Genomic DNA, 20286 nt, shown 5'->3' with positions numbered 1-20286 from the left:
AAAAACTGCAAGTTGCCATGTAAAATGCTGCGGAGAAATTTGGTTTTCGCTTATTCATAAAAAAGATTGAGTTTTACAGTGTCCGTTACGTGTGATTTTGCAGGGATAATATCATTTTAAGAATAGAGTCAGTCTGTTTTTCCGTAAGTTTTGACATCACCTGATACAGTTCTGTTTTTACTGCCGGCAGAATTTCGTTTTCTGATGTGCCTGCATCCTCTGAAACTGTAAAAAAATCCGCCGGTGATATATCAAGACAGTCGCATATAGAAAAAAATCCCTGAAGTGACGGAAACCTTCGTCCGTTTTCAATAAGATTTATATAGTTTACGTTCTGACCAAGTGCAAGGCTCATTTCCCTTGCGGAGATTTTCTTCCTGTTCCGCAGAAAACGCAGCCTGTCTGAAAATTCCTTTCCATATTTTTCGCACTGCTCATCATCATTTGCCATACCTGCATACTATAAGATGTTATTTTTCTTGACATGCAATCTTTAAGATTATATTATGTTTGTAATACAATCTGTACGATTGTATATCTTAATGGAGCTTATCGAATTTTGACACGCTATGCCGTTCTTGCAGGAAGTTCCTCAAAAGAGGGATTCAGACAGAAATCACTTTCCTGCATATATACATTTCTTACTAGTACTGCCGGCGGTGCCTGGGCGGAAAAGGAAATCCTTATTCTTCCTGACGGCGTTGACATTGCAGTTCTAAAGCGTGTTTTACACGGTGTTGCAGAAAGCGGTATAGATTTTCTGTTCCTGTATTTCTGCGGAAATGAGCGTGACAGTCTGACTTCGGACGGATTTACAGTCAGAGGAACGGAGATTAAGCGCATATATATAGAAGAAACTTGCAAAAAACAGGTTGTTGTATACGATGCATGCAAAGCCCTTGTTTCGGATGAGGAATTCTATTCTGAAGTGGACGGCGATGTTCCGGATGAACGTCAGTATGCTGCGGCGCGGCTTTTAAGCGATGATTCGCTTGCTTCGGCAGACGGCGGATTGTGGCTGAACTGCTGCGGAGAGGGCGGAAACAGTCCTGTACTTGCAGAAGACGGTAACGGCATATACACCGCGGCGCTGGTTGAATACCTGTGCGGTTCTGAGAAAATGCTTGATTTTGCGGCGGCAGACAGAAATGCGCGGTTTTCGTGCGGTGTGGTACGGGAGCGCAGGAATCTTTTATGAAGTTTTACTGCATTTCTGTGCGTACCGGCGCGGAAGATAAGTTTAAGGAAAGCGTCCTTTCGTTTGTAGAAGGCGAAGAACGCGTGATTTGCGGACGGCTTCACGTTTTGAAGAAACGTATGCGGCTGAAAAAAGGCAAGGAATACATTGAATGCATTTTTCCGGGATATGTTTTCCTTGAAACGGATGAAACTGATGCGGCAAAACTGATGTGCTTTTCAGAAGGAAAAGGATTTTTGCGTTTTCTGCCGTCATCAAAAGATCTGAATCCGCTTGCACAAAATGATTCTGATATTGTGCAGGCGCTCCTGCAGTTTGGAAGTACAGTCGGGATTGTTCCCGTTACTTTTGACAAGGGTGACAGGATTGTAATTATGGACGGACCTTTTAAGGATTTTTCCGGACGTGTTGTTGCAGTAAACCGCCGCAATAAGCGGCTTAATATAGAAATTGACTTTATGAACGGAGTCAAAGTCGTCGGTCTGACGTACGAAGAAGTGCAGAGGCAGGGCGGCAGTATTTAAAGACAGCTGATTCAGGAGCGGAGCTTGGTTCAAGCACGCATACCGTTCAGTGACCATTTTTTATATTCAGGTAACGGAAGCGCAAGTGTTCTATACGGAAATTTTTCCTTTTGTGCAGAAAAAAACGCTTTTGCGTGCTTTTGATGCGCGACGCTGCCAATGGAGAAGGTGTCTTTAAATCTTTTTATCAATTATTCCAGTAATAGAGTTGCAATTACTTAAGTAATGCCGGCACAATTGTTCTAGTAATAGTGACGTAATTACTTAAGTAATTAAGGCGATATTGCTCTAGTAATAGCGTTGAGATTGCTTGAATAATGTCTTTGTAACATTAGCAAAATCTTTTTGTACTGTCAGTAAAATCTTTTTGTACTGTCAGTAAAATCTTTTTGTATTGTCAGGAAAATGTTTTTGGACTATCAGGAAAATGTTTTTGGGCGATTCAGAAAGTTCCGGACGTACAATGTCATTGTTTGGAAAACAAATTGACTTTATGTAGTTTTGACTATATATTTGTATTTAACAGGAGGTGAATTATGCATGCTATGAATGTCCGGGCTATCATATTTAAAGGCAAAGAAGGAAAGCAATTACGCAGATTTTGAATGCCAAGCCTGTAAAAAATGAATATACGACAACTATAGCAGAAAGATCCAAGTCCTTTATTTCACCGGTTGTACCTGCTTTTGATTACAAGGCAAAATGAATATGGAAGAGAAGTTATCTGTAGAACTGAAGAATTTAATTTCAATTTTCAGTTCTGATCCAAATAATGAGAATTTTTATCAAGTTCCAAATTATCAGCGGCCTTATTCCTGGAATAAGGAAAATATATCAGAACTTTTGGATGATTTATTTACCGCTTATGTGAATTCCAGAGAAGAAGAATATTTTTGCGGTTCGATAGTTCTTGTTGAAAACAAAAATGATGAACGGAATGATATTATTGACGGTCAGCAGCGTTTTACTACTTTTACAATATTTATTTGCTTTATAAAGAGCCTTTATTTTAATCAGCTGTCTAACAAAAACAAGGACATTATAAATGAAGCAATTCATGACAGATATGAAAATTCTAAATTTCGTCTTCGTTTTAGAACTGATGATAAGAATGAAAATGATTATGAGCAGTCGATTGTCTTGAAAGACAGAATTCAATTTGATGAATCAATAAAAGAAAATCAGATTGAAAAGAAAATCAAAAATAACAGATATTTGCAAAATGCTTATTTTATAAAGTGTTTTTTTGAAAACCTAAGTTCCCGTCCTGAAAATCTTGATATAAACGACTTTGTTGATTTTTTAATGAATAAAGTTGTGTTTACTGTCATAAAAAGTAAAGATACTTCAAATGCAATCAGAATATTTAATGTCCTTAATGACCGTGGAATGCCGCTGAGTTCAATCGATATTTTAAAGTCAAATTTAATGACAAGCCTTAATATTGAAGACAGAAAAACTTTTAAGGCTAAATGGGACAGCATTAATGAAAAGGTAAATCACAGATTTGATTTTGAAGATATGCTTCAGTCTTATCTGTACTACAAAATTGCTTCAAATCCTCATAAGAGAATAGATGAAGAACTGCTGGAAATTTACAAAAAAGAAAAAGTAGATTCTCTTTCTGCAATAAATGAAATTTCAAAGTTTGCGGACAGTTATTTAGACATTATGGAAGCGGCAGATAAATATATTTATATCTTAAAATATTTACGCCATTCCATTTATTGGACAACGATTTTGTCTACAGCAAGGTTCTTGAATTATTCTGATTTTGAACAGCTGAAAAAAATTCTTGCTGCATATTATTTTCAAAACTGGATTGCCGGTGCAACAATTGCCCGAATAAAGCAAACTTCTTTAAATATAATTTCTGAAATAAAAAAGAAAAGTCCAGTGGAAAAAATCAGGAATTTATTGAAGTCTAATCTTGAAAAATATAAAACAACACAGGATTACAGGTCAAATCTGGAATCTGAAAATGTCTATCACTTCAACTGGTGCAAGAGCGTGCTGTTTGTATGCGAATATTTTTCAACGGACAATGATAATTTTAATTTTTTGCCGCTTGATAAAAATATCTGGATTGAACACATCCTGCCGGAAACTGTAAATTCTGATTCTCCGTGGCGGAAAGACTTTACCCAGGAAGAAATAGATGAACTTACTCATTGTATCGGAAATTTGACACCGCTTTCACTGCGGAAAAACATTCAGGCTCAGAATTATTCTTTTGAAAAAAAGAAAGAAGCATACGGCAAAAAAGACAATATAGCAACTTCTTTTTATATAACACAGCAAGTATTGGCAGAAGAGTCGTGGACACCAGATAAGGTAAGAATGCGCAAATCGGCTGTTGTCAGCAAATTGAGCAAAATTTTTGAGTTGTGAATAAAAGTTTAATATAAAAGAAATGGTGAATTAATTATATGAAATCTGAAATAATTGAAAATCAATTTCCACAAAGTAGCAGGGAAACTGCGATTATAGATTTAACTATAGATTCTAAAGATTTTACTGAACAGAATGTTATTCATAAATCCGAATTTAACAAAGTAAAAGACTTTGTAAAAAATCAGATAGAATCTCTTAAAAAAAGTAGTGACAAGGAAAAAGATTTTGAAGGATTCTATAAATCTATTCTTGTTGAAGGCGGCAGGGGAACTGGTAAAACAACATTTTTAAAAAATTTCTTTAATGAAAATATTCAGAAGGAATTGAGCGAAGTTGAAATACTTTCTTTCCTTGATCCTACAAGAATCGAAGACAAGTCGTCAATTTTTCTTACAGTTATTGCGCTAATCAAAGAAACTGTACGCAATAAGTTTAATGAGAAAGCAAATGAAGCTGGAATTGAATGTAAGAAAAAATGTTGGCGTGACAAATTAGAAAAGCTTGCTAAGGGTTTGCCATCGATTAACGAAAGTCCAAAAACACCATATTATTGGGATGATGACTTTATGATTATGGAAAAAGGACTTTCTTCAACGATTTCAGCGTTCAATCTTCGGGAAAACTTCAAACTGCTTGTAAAAGATTCTCTTGAACTTCTTGGTAAAAAGGCATTCCTGTTAATTGTCGATGATGTAGATACAGACTGCAATAAAGCATGGAAACTTTTAGAAACAATAAGAAAGTATCTTTGCATACAGGAATTTATTACAATAGTAAGCGGAAATATTGAACTTTTTTCTTTGGAAGTAAAGCAGGAGCAAAGAAAACGCTTTGATGATGCCGCAAAAATTAATCAGGAAAATGCAGAGAAGCAAGTAACAGAACTTACTGACCAGTATATACGGAAAGTTTTTCCTCCAGAGTATAGAGTTTCATTGTCAAATTTAAGCTATGTTAAAAATGAAAAAGATATTTTTAATTATAATAGACCGCATATTGAAATAAAATATGATAAAAGTCTTTATAGCAAGCCTTTAAAAGAGTTTATAGCGGAGATTCTTCGAATATTAGGTATACAGAATAAATATCAGACGACTGCTTATCTTGACTTTATTTTAACTTTACCGATTCGAAGCCAGATTAATTTTTATAAAAGTTTCAGTAAGATTTTAATTAATTATGAAAAAAGAGAAACTAAAGATAGTAAATTTTTCCCTTTAGAAGTAAAAGAAATCACAAATTTGTTTACAGAAGATTTGATTAAGTACAATATTAATGATGAGCTTCTTGATGAACGGCCTTATATTGTAAATTCAGTTATTCTGAAATTTTTAACTGAAAATGAAAGAAATACAAACTGGCTTAATGATTATTATCAGCTTCAGCCTGTTACATTGGATAAAAATTTAAACAGTGCTTTGATTACACTTGGAATGGTTTTATCAACAAGAATCTACAGAAGACCTGAACTTATTTTTAACTATATGATAAAAATAGGATTAGTTAGAAATGTTGCTCAGATAGTTTACAATGCACAAAGAAACAATAATAAATATAATTTTTCTTTGGCAGATATGCTTAGATATTCTTCTATGACCGATGACATTGATTTGCGACATTCAATGTGTGTAATGACTGCGTATTTACGTTCAATAACAGAGAAAACTCCGGGCATATTTGAAATAAATAAAGACGCAAAAAACAAGCTTTTTTCAGAAAAAAACAAACTTTCTGCAGGACTTTATCTTGCACAGTTGCCTTACTCATGCAGTCGAGATTCATTAAATAATAAAGATTACTATGAGTATTCAATTCATGCATTGATAGCAACTGTTTATGACATAGTACTTGCATACGATTCAGGAGATGATTTTGAAAATATTCTACGTAAAAATGCACAGCCTAGAGAATACTTGATGGTTTCTGCCTCTTCTGAAAATGAAAGTAATACAGATGATAATACTGAAGAAAAGTTTTTAGAAATACAAAATTCTGTAGATGTAGAAAAGTTTCGTTCTGAGTTGCAAAACTGGCTTGAGTTTTCAAAAAATCTGGGAAAATTCATTCCGCCTTATGTTTTGGCAAAAGTTTGCACAAGAATGTATTATGCGTACAGCAATGTAAAATTAAAAGATGGAAGAAGCAATAAAGATGTTTGTGATTTAATGCAGGAATACATTTTATTAATGTTCAATTCTATTATAATTGAAGAGCTTTCCGAAATTAGTTCTGAAAAAATTATGTATGGAAAGCCATCATTTAAAATTAACAGGGAAAATTCTATTGATGCCTTTAATGAAAATATAAAAGAGCTTATAGAAAAGGTAGGGGTTCAGGATACTCCTCTTTGTGAAATTATCATTACCTGTCCTTTCTTTTTGTTTTTTATTGATTTTTCAAGTGATAAAAATATTGAAGAATTTTGTAAAAAAGTTGCTACTCATGAAGGGGGTGCATCTAGGTTTGCTTTTGGAAAATTTGACACTGAATTTTATAGTAACAACTCATTTAAGTTGTTAAAGAATTTGAAAATAAAAATAACAAAGGGAACAGGAAATAATACGAAATCATCAATAGAAGAAAAACAAACAGATAATGAAAATGAATAAGGTAAGTAAATGAATTTAAATCCACTTTCCTTTATCCAAAAAGATTTTCTGTCTCTTAAATTTTATCTTTATAAAAATCATGATGATAATGATGAGGATGATGAGAATGAGGATAGGGATACTCATGATGATGAATCGAAGATAGTAAAAGAACTTAGACGTCATCTTCTTATAAAAATGCATCATCTAAACAATGAAATTGCAGACCATTTTTATAAGCAAGAAATCGCTAGTCAGTTTGATTATAGGAAAAATGAAGATAATGATTATGATAAAATAGAAACTCTTTCTGATTTATTCATAAAAGGAATTTGTAATGGGCTTGCAGATGAATTTTTAGAATTTGGATCGAACAAACGAGTATATGTAAAGGAAAATAAGTTTCTTGGATGGCAAAACATTATTGCAAATATGTCGCCGGCTTTTTTAATTGCGGCTTTTCTTGCTTCTGACAAAGGAATTAGACATAAATCAGACTTAAGCATCGAAAATATAAGAGCTGTTTTTTCTGATTATATTCTTCCAAATTGTAAATATACAACTTTGCTTTCTCCTGAAATAAAGCCTGTTAAAGATTTGTTTGGGACTAATAACGGTTTTAATGATTTGCATATCCATTTGAATGGTGTTACAGAAATGGATGGGGTTTGGCAGAATCTGTTGTATGAGCGAGATAAAAACCTTCTAGAGATTACAGAAAAAATATCTGAAGATTCTTGTAAACAACAACTTGAGCAAATCAATATTTTTGATAAAAATGACAGATCTTCAATCAAATCTTTGATTGATAGGGCTTTGATTATCCGTGATGATTTTTTTGATATAATTTTTGGAAAGAATGTTCCTAAAAATAAAAACGCAGACTCAATAAGCGTAAGGCATCCATTCAGAAATATATTTGCAGACAGTGATTTAGAAATCGAGCTTCCTAATAAAGAGATTCGATACGAAGTTTTAATGTTTTATGTTGTTCTTATGAATATCAGAAAGGGAATTGCTTCTGAAAAACTTTCGTCATTATTGCATGAATATCTTTTGATATATGGATTCTTTTCTGAAATATTGATTCATAATCAGGAAGAATTTGGATTTGAGCAGTTTCAGAATATAACTAAAAATAACATACGTGACAAAGTTGATGATTTTCAGTTAAATAAGTTTTATCAGCTAAGCGGAAATGACAATATTTTTTTGAATTTTATAGAATTTAGATTTTCGCCTAAAGACAATATTGACAAGCAAGTTGAACTTCTGAATAAAATTGGTGCTGACTGGAATAAATTTCTAGTTAATAAGAATGATTCAAGTCAGAGCGATTTGAAAAATACAGATTACAAGTTAATTGCACATTTTATAAAAAGAATTGATAAATATCAAAATAATAACAAATCTGAAGATTCAATAGAAAATGACATCAGATATTATGAATTGCGGAATGAACTTGAAATTAAATGTGATAAACTTATTTCAACAATACATAACTTTGGTGTTAAAAACAGAATTACGGGAGTTGATGCTGCCGCAAGTGAATTTGACACACCTCCAGAAGTGTTTGCACCAGTTTTCAGAAAACTAAGAGACTCAAATTATGTAAGACATTTTACTTATCATGCTGGGGAAGATTTCTATCATGTTCTTGACGGTTTGCGTGCAATTTACGAAGCAATAATTTTTCTTGACTTGCAGCATGGAGACAGAATAGGTCATGCAAGTGCTTGTGGAACAGATGTAGATACTTGGGCAGATATTCTTATGAGAAAAGTTACAATACCACAAGGAGTATATCTTGATGATTTAATTTTTGTGCATTACTTTATTCTTGAGCAGAAAATCGAAAGCCTGTATGCAAAGCTTCCAATGATAGAAATAAAAATCTATGAGATTGCTAGAAAAATTTATAATAAATCCTATGGAATGGAAGATTTGATTTCTGCCTGGAAAAAACGCTATTTAGACCCAAGGTATATAAAAGAGAATAACACAAATAAAACTTTATTTGGCGAAGCAGACGACAAATACAAATCTGTGGACAAGACAGACTTTGAAATTATTTCGTTGTACAATAGAAAAGAAACATATAAGAAATATAGGCAACCTATTGAAGTGGAATGTTTTGAGTGCTTCGATTCTACTGAACTCACACTACTGCAAAAATCAATGCTTGCATTTATGCATAAAAGAGAAATTGTAATTGAAGCATTGCCGACAAGTAATTTAAGAATCGGGTATCACAGAAATTTAAAGAGTTATCAGCTGTTTAATTGGTATCAGTGGAAGCTAAATGGAAATTCCATGCCGCCTATAGTTTTAGGAACGGATGATCCTGGAATATTTCAGACAAATATCTACAATGAATATGCAATGATTTATTGCTATCTTGTTTACGAAATAGGTTTAGCTCGTAGTGATGTAATAAAATTCATGCAAGATATTCATGACGCTAGTAGAATTTATGCGTTTAGATAAGAGAAAGAACTTAGAAGTAATAACCCATCTAAAATACAAAAAAAAATCAAAATGCAACATCTGATTAAATACCGAGCTTATTTATCAAGAGATAAAATAAGGTTTGTAGTTTTATGAAAGTAAACAAAATCTTGGTTGCAGGAACCGGCTATGTTGGCTTGTCCCTTGCTACATTGCTGGCACAACGAAATTGTGTTGTGGCGGTGAACTATGAGTAACAGTACCCGAATAGCCAAAAATACAATAGCCCTCTACTTCCGGCAGATTCTCATAATGCTCGTGGGCCTTTACACGGTGCGCGTGGTTCTTGCGACATTGGGTGCGGAGGATTATGGTATTTATAACGTTGTGGCTGGCGTCGTCACAATGTTAAGTTTTTTAAGCGGCAGTATGGCGACGGCATCTCAAAGATATTTCAGTTATGATATAGGCAAAAATGATACTGAAAAACTAAAGAGAACATTTTCGACGACATTTGAGATATATGTGCTCTTAGGGATCATAATAATAATTCTTGCGGAAACTCTAGGCCTATGGTTTGTTTGCAATAAATTAGTAATTCCTGATGATCGCATGAATGCCGTAAAGTGGGGTTACCAATTTGCCCTTTTAAATTTTTTATTGACACTTATTACTACACCGTATATGGCAGGCATTATTGCCCATGAAAAAATGAATATCTATGCCTATATGAGCATAGTCGAAATTTTCTTAAAACTTGCAATAGTTTATTTTTTGAAAATATTCAAATTTGACAAACTTATATCATACGCTTTTTTGCTATGTGTTGCACAACTGATAAGCACATCTTTCTATATATTGTACTGCCGACGACATTATGAGGAATTCAAAGTAGAAATTATTTGGGATAAATCTCTTTTTACTGAAATTCTTTCTTACAGTGTATGGAATCTTTTTGGTAGCGTTGCTAATGTGGTAAAAAATCAGTTTAAAAGCATTTTGCTTAACTTGTTTTTTTGTCCAATTGTAAATGCTGCAAGAGCGATTGCTTCGCAAGTGAACGCCGCTGTTAATAGTTTTGCGCAAAATTTCAGCACTGCTCTAAGACCTCAGCTTGTAAAAAGTTTTGCACTCGGAAACACAGAAGAAACTTATAAGCTTGTATATTCAGGATGCAAATTTGCTTTTTTTTTGATGTATATTTTTACATTGCCACTGACTTTAGAAATGAACTATATTTTTACATTGTGGCTGAAAAACCCTCCTGAATACTCGGTATGGTTTACGCGGCTTGTTCTTTTTGATGTATGTCTGGATTGTCTTAATTACCAGATAATGACATTGGTTCAGGCGACTGGAAAAATAAAACTTTATCAAGGATTAGTCGGAGGACTTATAATTTTAAATCTTCCAGTTTCATATTTATGCTTAAATATATATACAAATCCTTACATTGTTGAATTTGTAAGCATTGCAATCACTTTGATTGCAGGTGTTGTAAGACTGTTTATTGTAAAAAGGCTTTTGCCGTTTTCTATTATTGATTTCTTGAAAAAAGTTATTTTGCGCTCTTATCTTGCAGCACTGATAGCAGCAATTGTTCCATTTTTTGTTGTTAGAAGAATTAACGAAAGTTTTGGAAGGCTTTGCCTGACTGTTGTTGTTTCTGTTGTATGTTCAGGCATAAGCATTTATTTTATTGGTCTTGTTAGATCAGAAAGACAGAAAATCAAAGAATTCATTTTGTACAAACTTGGAAAAATGTAATGAGTTGTATTGTAAAAGAAGAACTATGTACTGGCTGCTTTGCTTGCGTGTCTGCTTGTCCTTTTGATGCTATTAAAAAAGTACAGAATTCAGAAGGGTTTTATTATCCTGATAAAGATTTAGATAAATGCAAAAATTGCGGTAAATGTGAAAAATCCTGTCCAGTTCTAAATCCAATAAGCACAAAAAACAAAATACTTTCTGCTTTTGCTGGAATGGCAGATGATGATGTCAGGCTCGAAAGTTCGTCTGGCGGTATTTTTTATCCTCTTGCTCAAAAGATTTTAAGTCTTGGCGGATATGTCTGTGCTGCGGTATGGGATTATGAAAATCAGAATGTAAAGCATATTGTTTCAAATAAAGAAGAAGACATTTTTTTTATGCAGAAATCAAAATATGTTCAAAGTGATCTCTGTAATGTTTTTAATGAAATAAAAAATATTCTAAAAGATGAAAAATATGTGCTTTTTGTGGGAACCCCGTGCCAGGTTGCAGGCTTAAAGAATTTTCTTTCTAAAGACTATGAAAAACTTTTTACAGTAGATTTAATTTGTTTCGGTGTGCCGAGTGAAAAGGTATTGAAAAAGTTTTTAAGCGAAGAAAATATAAGAAATTTAAAAGAAATCAACATGAGATCTATGAAATCGGGATGGAATCCCGATTTCAATTTTGAAATAAACAATTCCAAAATTGTAATATCTTCTCATAACTATTTTTTTAAAGCATTTACTTCAAACCTTTCAAAAAGAAAATCTTGTGCAACATGCCAATTTACTAATAAAAACCGTATGGGCGATTTAACACTTGCTGACTATTGGTGGATAAAGAACAGAAATAAAAATCTTGATGATTCACTCGGAACATCGCTTATTCTTGTAAATAATAAAAAAGGAAAAATTCTATTAAACTCAATAAAAAAGAATTTAAAAATTTTAAAAAGAACGCCTGAAAATAAAAAATGGATAACAAATACTGGATTATATAGGCCGGCAGGAAAAAATAAAAACAGGGAACAATTTTTCGCCAACATTGATTCAAAAACTCTTAAGCAGAATGTTCTTGATTGTCTTAATGATAAAGTTGATGTATGCATTATAAATATGTGGTGGGCAGTTTCAAATTATGGCGCGCTTTTGACAGGATATGCTCTGCAACAACTATTAAAGCAATTGGGCTATACATCAATGCTTATAAATAACATTTCAATGTGCCCTGACCAGCTCAAGATATATCATGGTACATTCAATCAGAAATTCAAGGATAAGTATTTAAATACAACTGATATTTGCTGGAATGACCTTGATTTTCAAATGCTGAATAATAAAGCGGATATTTTTATTACAGGCTCGGATCAGGTTTTTGCACCAAAGTGGATGCAGTCGCAGCTAAAGTATTATATGCTTGATTTTGCCGACATAAGCAAAAAGAAAATCGCATTTTCTGCAAGTTTTGGAATAGATGAAGATGAGTTCAGACTGTATGACAATTCAATAATTGAAAAAATGAATAAAAGCCTGCAAACTTTTGATTATATTTCTACGCGTGAGATTTCAGGCAAACAGGTTGCAAAAAATATATTCAACAAAGATGTTGATTTTACGCTTGATCCGGTTTTCTTAATTGATAAATCAAAATATGAAACGTTGGCATTTCAAAGTGAAAGAGATTTTTCAAATAAAATAGTTTCATATGTCCTTGATGACAACGAAGAGTATGACAAGGTTTATGATTACCTTTCTAAGAAATACAATTTTAATGTTATAAAGATATATAATTCAAATATTGATGTTGAAGAATGGCTGGCATCAATTAAAAATTGTTCTTATTTCATAACTGATTCATTCCATGGTTTTTGTTTTGCACTTATTTTTAATAAGCCTTTTATTCTTGTAAAAAACAGATATCGTGGTGCCGAGCGTTTCAATTCAATTTTTTCAGAGCTTGAAATAGAAGATTCCAGCGTGTCAAAAATAAATGAAGTTTTGGAAAAGAATATTTCATTTACGGAACTTGACTATGCAAAAGTGAACAAAAAAATTGAAGAACTAAAAATTGACGCTATCAATAAACTAAAGATTGTTCTTGAAACAAAGAAAAATGTTGATTTTCATTCTGTCATAGCAAATTTAGAACTTAATAAATTCAATGCGGCTTATTATGCGAACATCAGAAGACTGAGTTTGCAGCGTAGAGCAATTAACAAATTAAAACGCATCTATCACAGAATATTTGGATAAAGAAATTTGATTATGGTTCTTATTTACAGAGCAAAAAGATTTTTAAAAAGATATTTTATTCCATGCTTGGATAGAATTCACAGGACAAATTTATCTTCGTTGAATCAAAAAATATTTAAACTGATATCTAACAATACGTATGATTTTGTAAGTTTTGATATTTTTGATACTTTGCTTGTCCGCCCATGCATACAGCCTTGTGATATTTTCTCTTTGATTGCCGCTAGGGTAGATGTCAAATTCAATATAGATTTCTATAATATGAGGATAAATGCAGAATCAGAACTAAATAATAAATATGCAACTATTGATGACATATACAATCATATCAGTAAAATTTATAATCTTGATTCTTTAATTATAAATGAATTAAAGCAAGAAGAACTGAATGTAGAGAGTGAACTACTGACAGTACGAAAAGATTTTTACCCAATTTATGAATGTGCTAAAAAATCAGGCAAAAAAATAATTGCAATGTCTGATATGTATCTTTCTGCGGAATTTTTAAGGAAACTGCTTAAAGAAAAAGGATTTGAGTTTGATGATGTTTTTATTTCTTGCAATGAACACGCCCGCAAAGATGAAGGTGAACTCTATAAAAATGTAATACAAAAATACGGAACAAAAAAAATAATTCATATTGGAGATAATTATAATTCTGATTTTAAGATAGCAAAAAAGAACGGAATAAAAGCTGTTTATTATCCATCAGTGATGAAAATTTTAGGATGGGATAAAAACTTAAGAATACTAGTTTATAGACTTTCCAAAAATTGGAATGTTGAAAACTATTTAAGAAATATTTTTATTGGCTTCACTTTAAATAGGCTTTGGTTTGAAAATTACAAAAACTATAAAGTAAATATAAAAAATCCGAAATTCATAGCTGATTTTTTTGTTGGACCGTACCTTGTTTTTATATCTAGGCTTATCCAGACTAATAAAAATATTCAGGAAAATTATAAAAAAATATATTTTGTTGCACGTGATGGTTATCTGCCGCAGAAAATTTATGATGTTTTGAATAAAAACAATAAATACTTGCCAACTGAATATATCTATGGCTCAAGAAGAGCTTATTGGCCGGGTGTTTATTCGGATTTTAACTCACTGTTCGCATATACATCACAACATGTTTCGAGAACTTATACATTTGAGAATTTCATAAACGCATATATTGTAGAACCAGACCAGAATAAAAAGATAAAGCTTCTTTTTTCGAATAAAGAACTTGGATATTATATAGCATATCAAAAAAATGAATGTATTGCGTTGCTTAAAAAAGAAAAAAAAGCTTTTGATGAGATTTATGATGCATTAATCAAACAAGTGAAAGATTACTATTCAAGAAAATTTGAAAATCAAACTTCTGAAGATAATAGGGTTGTAGTATTTGATATTGGCTATGGAGGCACGGTTTCCTTAGGATTATCCAAACTTCTAGGCATTAGTGTTGATAAAATATATATAAGCCAGACATCTCAGAATCTGAACCGTGATTATTACAATGGCACAAAAACTTATATACTTATGAACGGCATATTTTCAACAAAAAATCGATGGGCAGATCTTTTATGGGAAGAAGTGTTTTCTCCATTAGAAGGCAGTTGCTTAGGTTTTGCGAAAAACGGAGATGAGATAAAACCTATTTTAGAAACTTTTAATCCATCAGAGTTAATGATTGAGGTAAAAGAAAATATTGAAAAGTTTACAATTGAATTTGCTAAAGATTTTGAGAAATATTTTTCATCTTTTATTGATGATCTTTATATAGCAGATGTAAATCCATTATTTGAAGTTATGAAAAAATTGATTTTAAAAAACAAATATATAAAGCAGAATTTTAGCAAGATTCAATATGATGATAAAGCAGCACGTGCAAAACAAATAAGTCTAGGTGAAAAAGTAAAAATTAAAATAAAGAAAGATATTGATAATGTATTTAGAATTTAATGGTGTTGTGATAAAAGAAGAAGAACAATGTGTAATATTTCGGTAAAAGTTTCATTTAATTGGTGCAAGATATCATTCCATTGTTTTTGCTATTAACAATGAAGTTCCTTTTGTCTCTTTAAGCTATGAACATAAGATGAAAGGACTTCTTGAGACGCTGGGCATGACAAGCAGAATGGTTGAAATCCAGGACATTTTTGATGAAAAAATAGGTGATTATAGAAGGGTACTTAATAAAGTGGAAACCCTTGTCTGTGAAAAACAGGAAAAGCCTTCTGTGCAATAGGCAAGACAGATTGTTCAGAATGGGTTTGAGAGATTTTGTGAGGAAATGATTTAAATATTATATCATGAAAAAAATTATGAAAAATATAGATAATATAGAATTAATAATTGAAGGAATAAGACAAGGACGGTATTCTTTGTTTTTAGGAGCTGGTGTATCACGTGATAGTTATGATTCAAAAGGAAATCTATTACCTGATGGCGATAAATTTAGAAGACAACTTTGTTCAATAAATAATTTGCCTGAATCTACACCTCTTACCCAAGCAACACAATTGCTTTCTGATGAAGATAAAGATAATTATATAACTAAAGTTTTTTCTAATACCCTTCCTGGAAAAACGTATGATAATTTTTGTGATTTTATTTGGAAAAATATCTATACCTTAAATGTTGATGATTGTATAGAAAATAGTTATAGAAAATGTCAATCTTGTAAACAGAAAATTTTTTCAAAAAATTATAAAGATGTGTATGAACAAAATGAGAATCTTGGTCATGTTCAAATAGTTCATTTGCATGGATTTTCAAAAGAGCCTGAAAAAGGATATGTTTTTGATCTAAATGAGTATATAAATAACATACGAGAACCAAATTCTTGGTATAAAGTCTTTGCCAATAGTTTTGCATCGAGTCCTTATATAGTTTCCGGAATTTCGTTTAATGAGCCAGATTTTATTTTTTATGTAAATCAAAGAAATAATATAATTAGAGATGGTTTTTGTCCTTCGATTCTAATAGAGCCTAATCCAAATAAATTAACCCAGAAATTATGTGAAAAACATGGTCTTCAACTAATAAAAATGACATTTGGAGAATTTCTAGCTATTATAAAACAATCTCTTCCTGAGCCTCCAGATGTTTTTGCATTGAGTATTGAAAAGAATCAAAGTTTATTAGGAATAAAGAATCTAACAAAAGACAATATTGTAGCATTTTACAAAGATTTTACTGAGATAAAAAAGTCTGATAGTTTTAATCATGTTATTGATTCTTTAAAATTTGATTTAGGTGCAGAACCTACAATAGGTGATATAGAAAATCATGCTGATGTACATCGTGAGGTAACAATATCAATTTATAAAAAAATAAAAGAAGAACTTCAGCATTATGGAAAATCATTCGTTTTAATAACTGGAAAATTTTATAGTGGAAAAACTACTTCTGTTTTAAGTGCTATTTATCAGTTGTCATTAGAGAAATATCCAGTTTTTAGATTGAAATCAGTAAATGGTTTTAATGTAATTAATACCATAGAATGTTTGAATTCTTTAGATAAAAAAGCAATTGTTTTTATAGATAATCTTTCTGACTATATAGAACAAGTTGAGCTTTTATTTAAGAAACTGAAAAATTTAGTTCTTATAGGTGCAGAAAGAAATTATAGAAGAACGCACATAGAAAATGTTTTAAGTTCTAAATATATAGAACTAAATAGTGATAAACTGAATTTATCAGAAATAAAAGACTTGTTTAATAAGTATCGCTTGAAAGGAATTAATACTCAAAAAGATGCTATATCTAATCCTGATAAATTTATAAAAAAATATTCTAAACAAACTATAGGGGAATATGCTTGTCTTCTAGTGAATAATTTTAAACCAATAGAAGATTGCATTCCTCAATTATACAACGAATTAACTGATTATGATAAAGAAATTTATGTTACAGTTGTTCTTGCATATCATTCTTACAGGGTAGGTATACACTATGAGGTTTTAGAGAGTATGTTGCCACGTAATTATAATTTATGGAACTATTTTAAAAAGAATTATCCTTTAAAACTAATATTTAATAATTTTAATGATGAAGAAGAGAAAAATTATATTATACCAGAAAATAAAGTTCTTGCAGATTGCACATTTCAGTATTTATTAAATAATGACATTGCTGTCTTGCAACAAACCTATAAAAATTTATTAAATTCTTTATCATATTATGTAAACCGCATTACTTTAAAACAACATACAGCAGAAGCAAGATTAGCAGGTAGATTATTTGATATTGATAATACACTAGAAAAACTTTTTAAAGATAATCCTGAAAAAGTATTGGAAGAAGTCCAGGAAAAATGGGAATGGAATTCTAGATATTGGGAACAAAGAGCTCTTGCTACATATAATAAAGATATTGATAAAGCTTTGCTTCATGCTGAACAAGCAGTAGCTATTGAATTGCATCCTAATACACTTACAACTTTAGCAAAAATTCAGTTTAAAATAATGGAAAATACTCAAAATAATGAATTTATTGAAAAATTTAAGATTGCTTGTGATACAGCATTAAAAGCAATGAATTTAGAGATAACTCGGACATATATAACAATTCATCCATTTATTGTGTTAAAAAATGGCATTGATTCTTTTTTACATAAACGAAAAGTTTCAGAAATTGATAGCTCTTTACGAGAGAATATAAAAATTGCATTAACTTCATATATAACAACAAGACATTTTCCATATATAGAAAAACAAAGTATAGAAATGCTGATTGAGGAGTTTTCAAGATGAAAGTTTCTATCGCCCTTGCCACTTACAATGGAGAAAAATACCTCCGAGAGCAGTTAAATTCAATTCTTTCTCAGTCAATTCAAGATTTTGAACTGATTGCCTGTGACGACTGTTCAACAGATTCTACTTTGCAGATTTTAAATGAATATGTGGAGAAAGATATTCGTATAAAAGTCTTTGCGAATGAAAAAAATCTTGGTTTTAAAAAAAATTTTGAGAAAGCGATTTTATTATGTTCTGGTGATTATATTGCGCTGAGTGATCAGGATGATATCTGGACTGAAAAACACCTTCAAGTTTTGCTGGAAAATATCGGCAAAAATGATTTGGTTGGTGCCAATGCTTTTCTGTGTGATGAAAAAGCAAAATCAACGGGAATAGATTTGCTCTCATGTTCAAGAATTGATTTCTTGCCAAAAACAAAAGATGAATGGTTCTTTTTCCTTTTACATTCAAATATTTTTCAAGGCTCGGCGTGTTTATTCAGAAAATAACTTACTCAAAAAGCCTTGCCGATTCCTGAAAATGAAAAGTATGATTTAGGGAACAGTAATAGGATAAAGCTTGTATATATTGGAACTATAACAGAATGGTTTGACTTTGAAATGTTGGAAAAGATAGACTCAACAAAATATGAATTTCATCTATTTGGATCAATATACAATATTGAACAAAGTTTTCCCGCGAATTTTTTTATTCATGGGACTGTACAACGCGAGAAAATTTTCTCAATTATGCAAGCTGCTGATATTCTAATTATGCCATTCCATGTTACAGAATTGATAAAATCTGTAAATCCTGTAAAGCTTTATGAATATATATATTCTTGTAAACCAATTATAACAGTAAAATATGGAGAATCTGAAAAGTTTTCTGATTTTGTATATTTATATGAGAATAGCGATGTAAATAATTTTTACACATGTATTGATGAAATTATAATGAATAAAATGGCAGCCAAAAATTCAATTGATAATTGTAAGCAGTTTGTTGAAAATAATACATGGAATAAACGAGCTAAAGATATTTTGGCATTCATAACCAAATAAAATAGGATAGAAATTATATGTTTATATTTTATACATTAACATATATTGTACTAACTTATATAGCCTATGGTCTCTCTGTAATAGGAATTACATCATCATATTTTTCTCTTATTCGAGAAGCATATTTCATTTATTTATTGTTTCTTGTATTTTATAAGTTTCTTTTTAAGGATAAATGTGTTTTTAAAGTTACAGAGTATTCTAAACTTTTATTATTATGTTTATTTTTAGCGCTTCCATATATATTTATTTCTCACTATTTAAGTGAATCCGTAATTACATTTACACTTTATTTTACAGGTCCCATACTTTTTCTACTTATTTCTTCATTAAGTATATCAGAAAAAACACGTATTAAATTTGAATTTTATTTTCTTCTTGTTATGGGTATTATATGCATTCTAAATATGTTCTTTTATTTTATTCAAGATACTGTTGTACAATACTTGCCAGCTTATGACCTTAGGAATTTTTCAAGAACTGAAAAAATGCGATTTTTAGGTATAGCAATACACCCTACAAGTACAGGTTTTTATTTTATATATTTTGTTAGTTACCTTTTATTATTTAAAAAAGATAAAATTTCTTCGGTTATTTCTGGAGTTTTTTTCGTACTAACAGGAACTCGCTCTGCAATTTTAGGTACCCCCTTCTATTTGTTCTTGAAATTTAAAAAAATGCTAAAAGTTTTGTCGTTGTTTTTTTGCATTACTTTGCTTACCGTTATTTATTTTATCTTGATTAATGGTTCTCTTAATGCTCATCTAGATGGGTCTGCATTAAAGCATTTAATGGATTTCTTTGTACTTGGTCCTGAGTATATGTTGAAATATCCGTTTGGGGCAGGATTGGGAACTGTTTCTCCTTACAACCAAGAAAATGCAATTATACATATTGAATCGGAGATGTATCTATATATGATACAACTTGGAATATTTGCATTTATTATAAAAATGATATTTTATTATTATGTAATCAAGAAACTTTTATTAGTTAATACACGTAAAGCAAATTGGTTGCTATTTATACTTCTAACTTTTTTAGTTGGTTGTATGTTTTTTCCATTGAATGATATCCGTTTTATATCAAATTTTATTTGGATAATGTTAGGCATTGAATTCTCAAAACCTGAATATAGGCAATTCCCACGAAATAAAAAGCATAGATTATTAAAATATATGCTTACAGTAGGTAAATATGAATAATAATCTTTCAAACAGAAACCCTATAATTGATATAATAAAAGGGCTGGGAATTATACTGATGGTTGCAGGACATTGAGTTATAATCAAAAGTTGTGGATGAGTTAATTTAAAAATAGAAAAAGAGACTG

At 31.0% G+C, this 20286-nt stretch carries 14 protein-coding genes; 13 read left to right on the top strand and 1 reads right to left on the bottom strand.

Annotated features, from left to right (window positions below; translation table 11 throughout):
- Positions 1-85 precede the first annotated feature (85 nt).
- Positions 86-451, bottom strand: coding sequence for a helix-turn-helix domain-containing protein (locus ACI4L0_RS04760; RefSeq protein WP_439799024.1), 366 nt, complete (start codon positions 449-451; stop codon positions 86-88).
- A gap of 108 nt (positions 452-559) precedes the next feature.
- On the opposite strand from ACI4L0_RS04760, the gene ACI4L0_RS04755 reads away from it, so the two are divergent.
- The 13 genes from ACI4L0_RS04755 (at position 560) to ACI4L0_RS04695 (ending at position 20158) form a co-directional block, all read left to right on the top strand.
- Positions 560-1198 (top strand): hypothetical protein, encoded by a 639-nt coding sequence (locus ACI4L0_RS04755; RefSeq protein WP_439799023.1) that lies wholly within the window; start codon positions 560-562, stop codon positions 1196-1198.
- On the top strand, positions 1195-1722 hold the full coding sequence (gene nusG / locus ACI4L0_RS04750; protein ID WP_439799022.1) for a transcription termination/antitermination protein NusG: 528 nt from the start codon (positions 1195-1197) through the stop codon (positions 1720-1722). The genes ACI4L0_RS04755 and nusG overlap by 4 nt, the downstream gene beginning before the upstream one ends.
- A gap of 708 nt (positions 1723-2430) precedes the next feature.
- A complete protein-coding gene (locus ACI4L0_RS04745) occupies positions 2431-4113 on the top strand; it encodes a DUF262 domain-containing protein (protein ID WP_439799021.1) in 1683 nt (560 codons plus the stop codon).
- Between the two features lie 38 nt (positions 4114-4151).
- Positions 4152-6725, top strand: a complete 2574-nt coding sequence (locus tag ACI4L0_RS04740; RefSeq protein WP_439799020.1) for a hypothetical protein — start codon at positions 4152-4154, stop codon at positions 6723-6725.
- A gap of 9 nt (positions 6726-6734) precedes the next feature.
- Positions 6735-9191 carry a hypothetical protein gene (locus ACI4L0_RS04735; RefSeq protein ID WP_439799019.1) on the top strand — a complete coding sequence of 819 codons (2457 nt, stop codon included), beginning with the start codon at positions 6735-6737 and terminating at the stop codon, positions 9189-9191.
- 210 nt (positions 9192-9401) lie between these two features.
- Positions 9402-10919, top strand: a complete 1518-nt coding sequence (locus tag ACI4L0_RS04730; RefSeq protein ID WP_439799018.1) for an oligosaccharide flippase family protein — start codon at positions 9402-9404, stop codon at positions 10917-10919.
- On the top strand, positions 10919-13156 hold the full coding sequence (locus ACI4L0_RS04725; protein ID WP_439799017.1) for a polysaccharide pyruvyl transferase family protein: 2238 nt from the start codon (positions 10919-10921) through the stop codon (positions 13154-13156). The genes ACI4L0_RS04730 and ACI4L0_RS04725 overlap by 1 nt, the downstream gene beginning before the upstream one ends.
- 12 nt (positions 13157-13168) lie before the next feature.
- On the top strand, positions 13169-15109 hold the full coding sequence (locus ACI4L0_RS04720; protein WP_439799016.1) for an HAD-IA family hydrolase: 1941 nt from the start codon (positions 13169-13171) through the stop codon (positions 15107-15109).
- A 136-nt stretch (positions 15110-15245) separates the two neighbouring features.
- Positions 15246-15395, top strand: coding sequence for a hypothetical protein (locus ACI4L0_RS04715; protein WP_439799015.1), 150 nt, complete (start codon positions 15246-15248; stop codon positions 15393-15395).
- A 64-nt stretch (positions 15396-15459) separates the two neighbouring features.
- Complete coding sequence (locus ACI4L0_RS04710; RefSeq protein WP_439799014.1) at positions 15460-17904, top strand: SIR2 family protein; 2445 nt, start codon at positions 15460-15462, stop codon at positions 17902-17904.
- On the top strand, positions 17901-18398 hold the full coding sequence (locus tag ACI4L0_RS04705; protein ID WP_439799013.1) for a glycosyltransferase: 498 nt from the start codon (positions 17901-17903) through the stop codon (positions 18396-18398). Before ACI4L0_RS04710 ends, ACI4L0_RS04705 begins: the two co-directional genes overlap by 4 nt.
- A 15-nt stretch (positions 18399-18413) precedes the next feature.
- Positions 18414-18953, top strand: coding sequence for a hypothetical protein (locus ACI4L0_RS04700; RefSeq protein ID WP_439799012.1), 540 nt, complete (start codon positions 18414-18416; stop codon positions 18951-18953).
- A gap of 17 nt (positions 18954-18970) precedes the next feature.
- A complete protein-coding gene (locus ACI4L0_RS04695) occupies positions 18971-20158 on the top strand; it encodes a hypothetical protein (RefSeq protein ID WP_439799011.1) in 1188 nt (395 codons plus the stop codon).
- The last annotated feature ends 128 nt before the right edge of the window (positions 20159-20286 follow it).

The organism is Treponema sp. (genome assembly GCF_051883275.1).
Classification (GTDB): domain Bacteria; phylum Spirochaetota; class Spirochaetia; order Treponematales; family Treponemataceae; genus Treponema_D.
This window is presented reverse-complemented; position numbering and strand designations above follow the sequence as displayed.

Bases quoted from the DNA above. Each gene is read 5' to 3' on its own strand.
- ACI4L0_RS04760 (WP_439799024.1), bottom strand. From the start codon at position 451: ATGGCAAATGATGATGAGCAGTGCGAAAAATATGGAAAGGAATTTTCA.
- nusG (WP_439799022.1), top strand. From the start codon at position 1,195: ATGAAGTTTTACTGCATTTCTGTGCGTACCGGCGCGGAAGATAAGTTT.
- ACI4L0_RS04745 (WP_439799021.1), top strand. From the start codon at position 2,431: ATGGAAGAGAAGTTATCTGTAGAACTGAAGAATTTAATTTCAATTTTC.
- ACI4L0_RS04740 (WP_439799020.1), top strand. From the start codon at position 4,152: ATGAAATCTGAAATAATTGAAAATCAATTTCCACAAAGTAGCAGGGAA.
- ACI4L0_RS04735 (WP_439799019.1), top strand. From the start codon at position 6,735: ATGAATTTAAATCCACTTTCCTTTATCCAAAAAGATTTTCTGTCTCTT.
- ACI4L0_RS04730 (WP_439799018.1), top strand. From the start codon at position 9,402: ATGAGTAACAGTACCCGAATAGCCAAAAATACAATAGCCCTCTACTTC.
- ACI4L0_RS04725 (WP_439799017.1), top strand. From the start codon at position 10,919: ATGAGTTGTATTGTAAAAGAAGAACTATGTACTGGCTGCTTTGCTTGC.
- ACI4L0_RS04720 (WP_439799016.1), top strand. From the start codon at position 13,169: ATGGTTCTTATTTACAGAGCAAAAAGATTTTTAAAAAGATATTTTATT.
- ACI4L0_RS04715 (WP_439799015.1), top strand. From the start codon at position 15,246: ATGAAAGGACTTCTTGAGACGCTGGGCATGACAAGCAGAATGGTTGAA.
- ACI4L0_RS04710 (WP_439799014.1), top strand. From the start codon at position 15,460: ATGAAAAAAATTATGAAAAATATAGATAATATAGAATTAATAATTGAA.
- ACI4L0_RS04705 (WP_439799013.1), top strand. From the start codon at position 17,901: ATGAAAGTTTCTATCGCCCTTGCCACTTACAATGGAGAAAAATACCTC.
- ACI4L0_RS04695 (WP_439799011.1), top strand. From the start codon at position 18,971: ATGTTTATATTTTATACATTAACATATATTGTACTAACTTATATAGCC.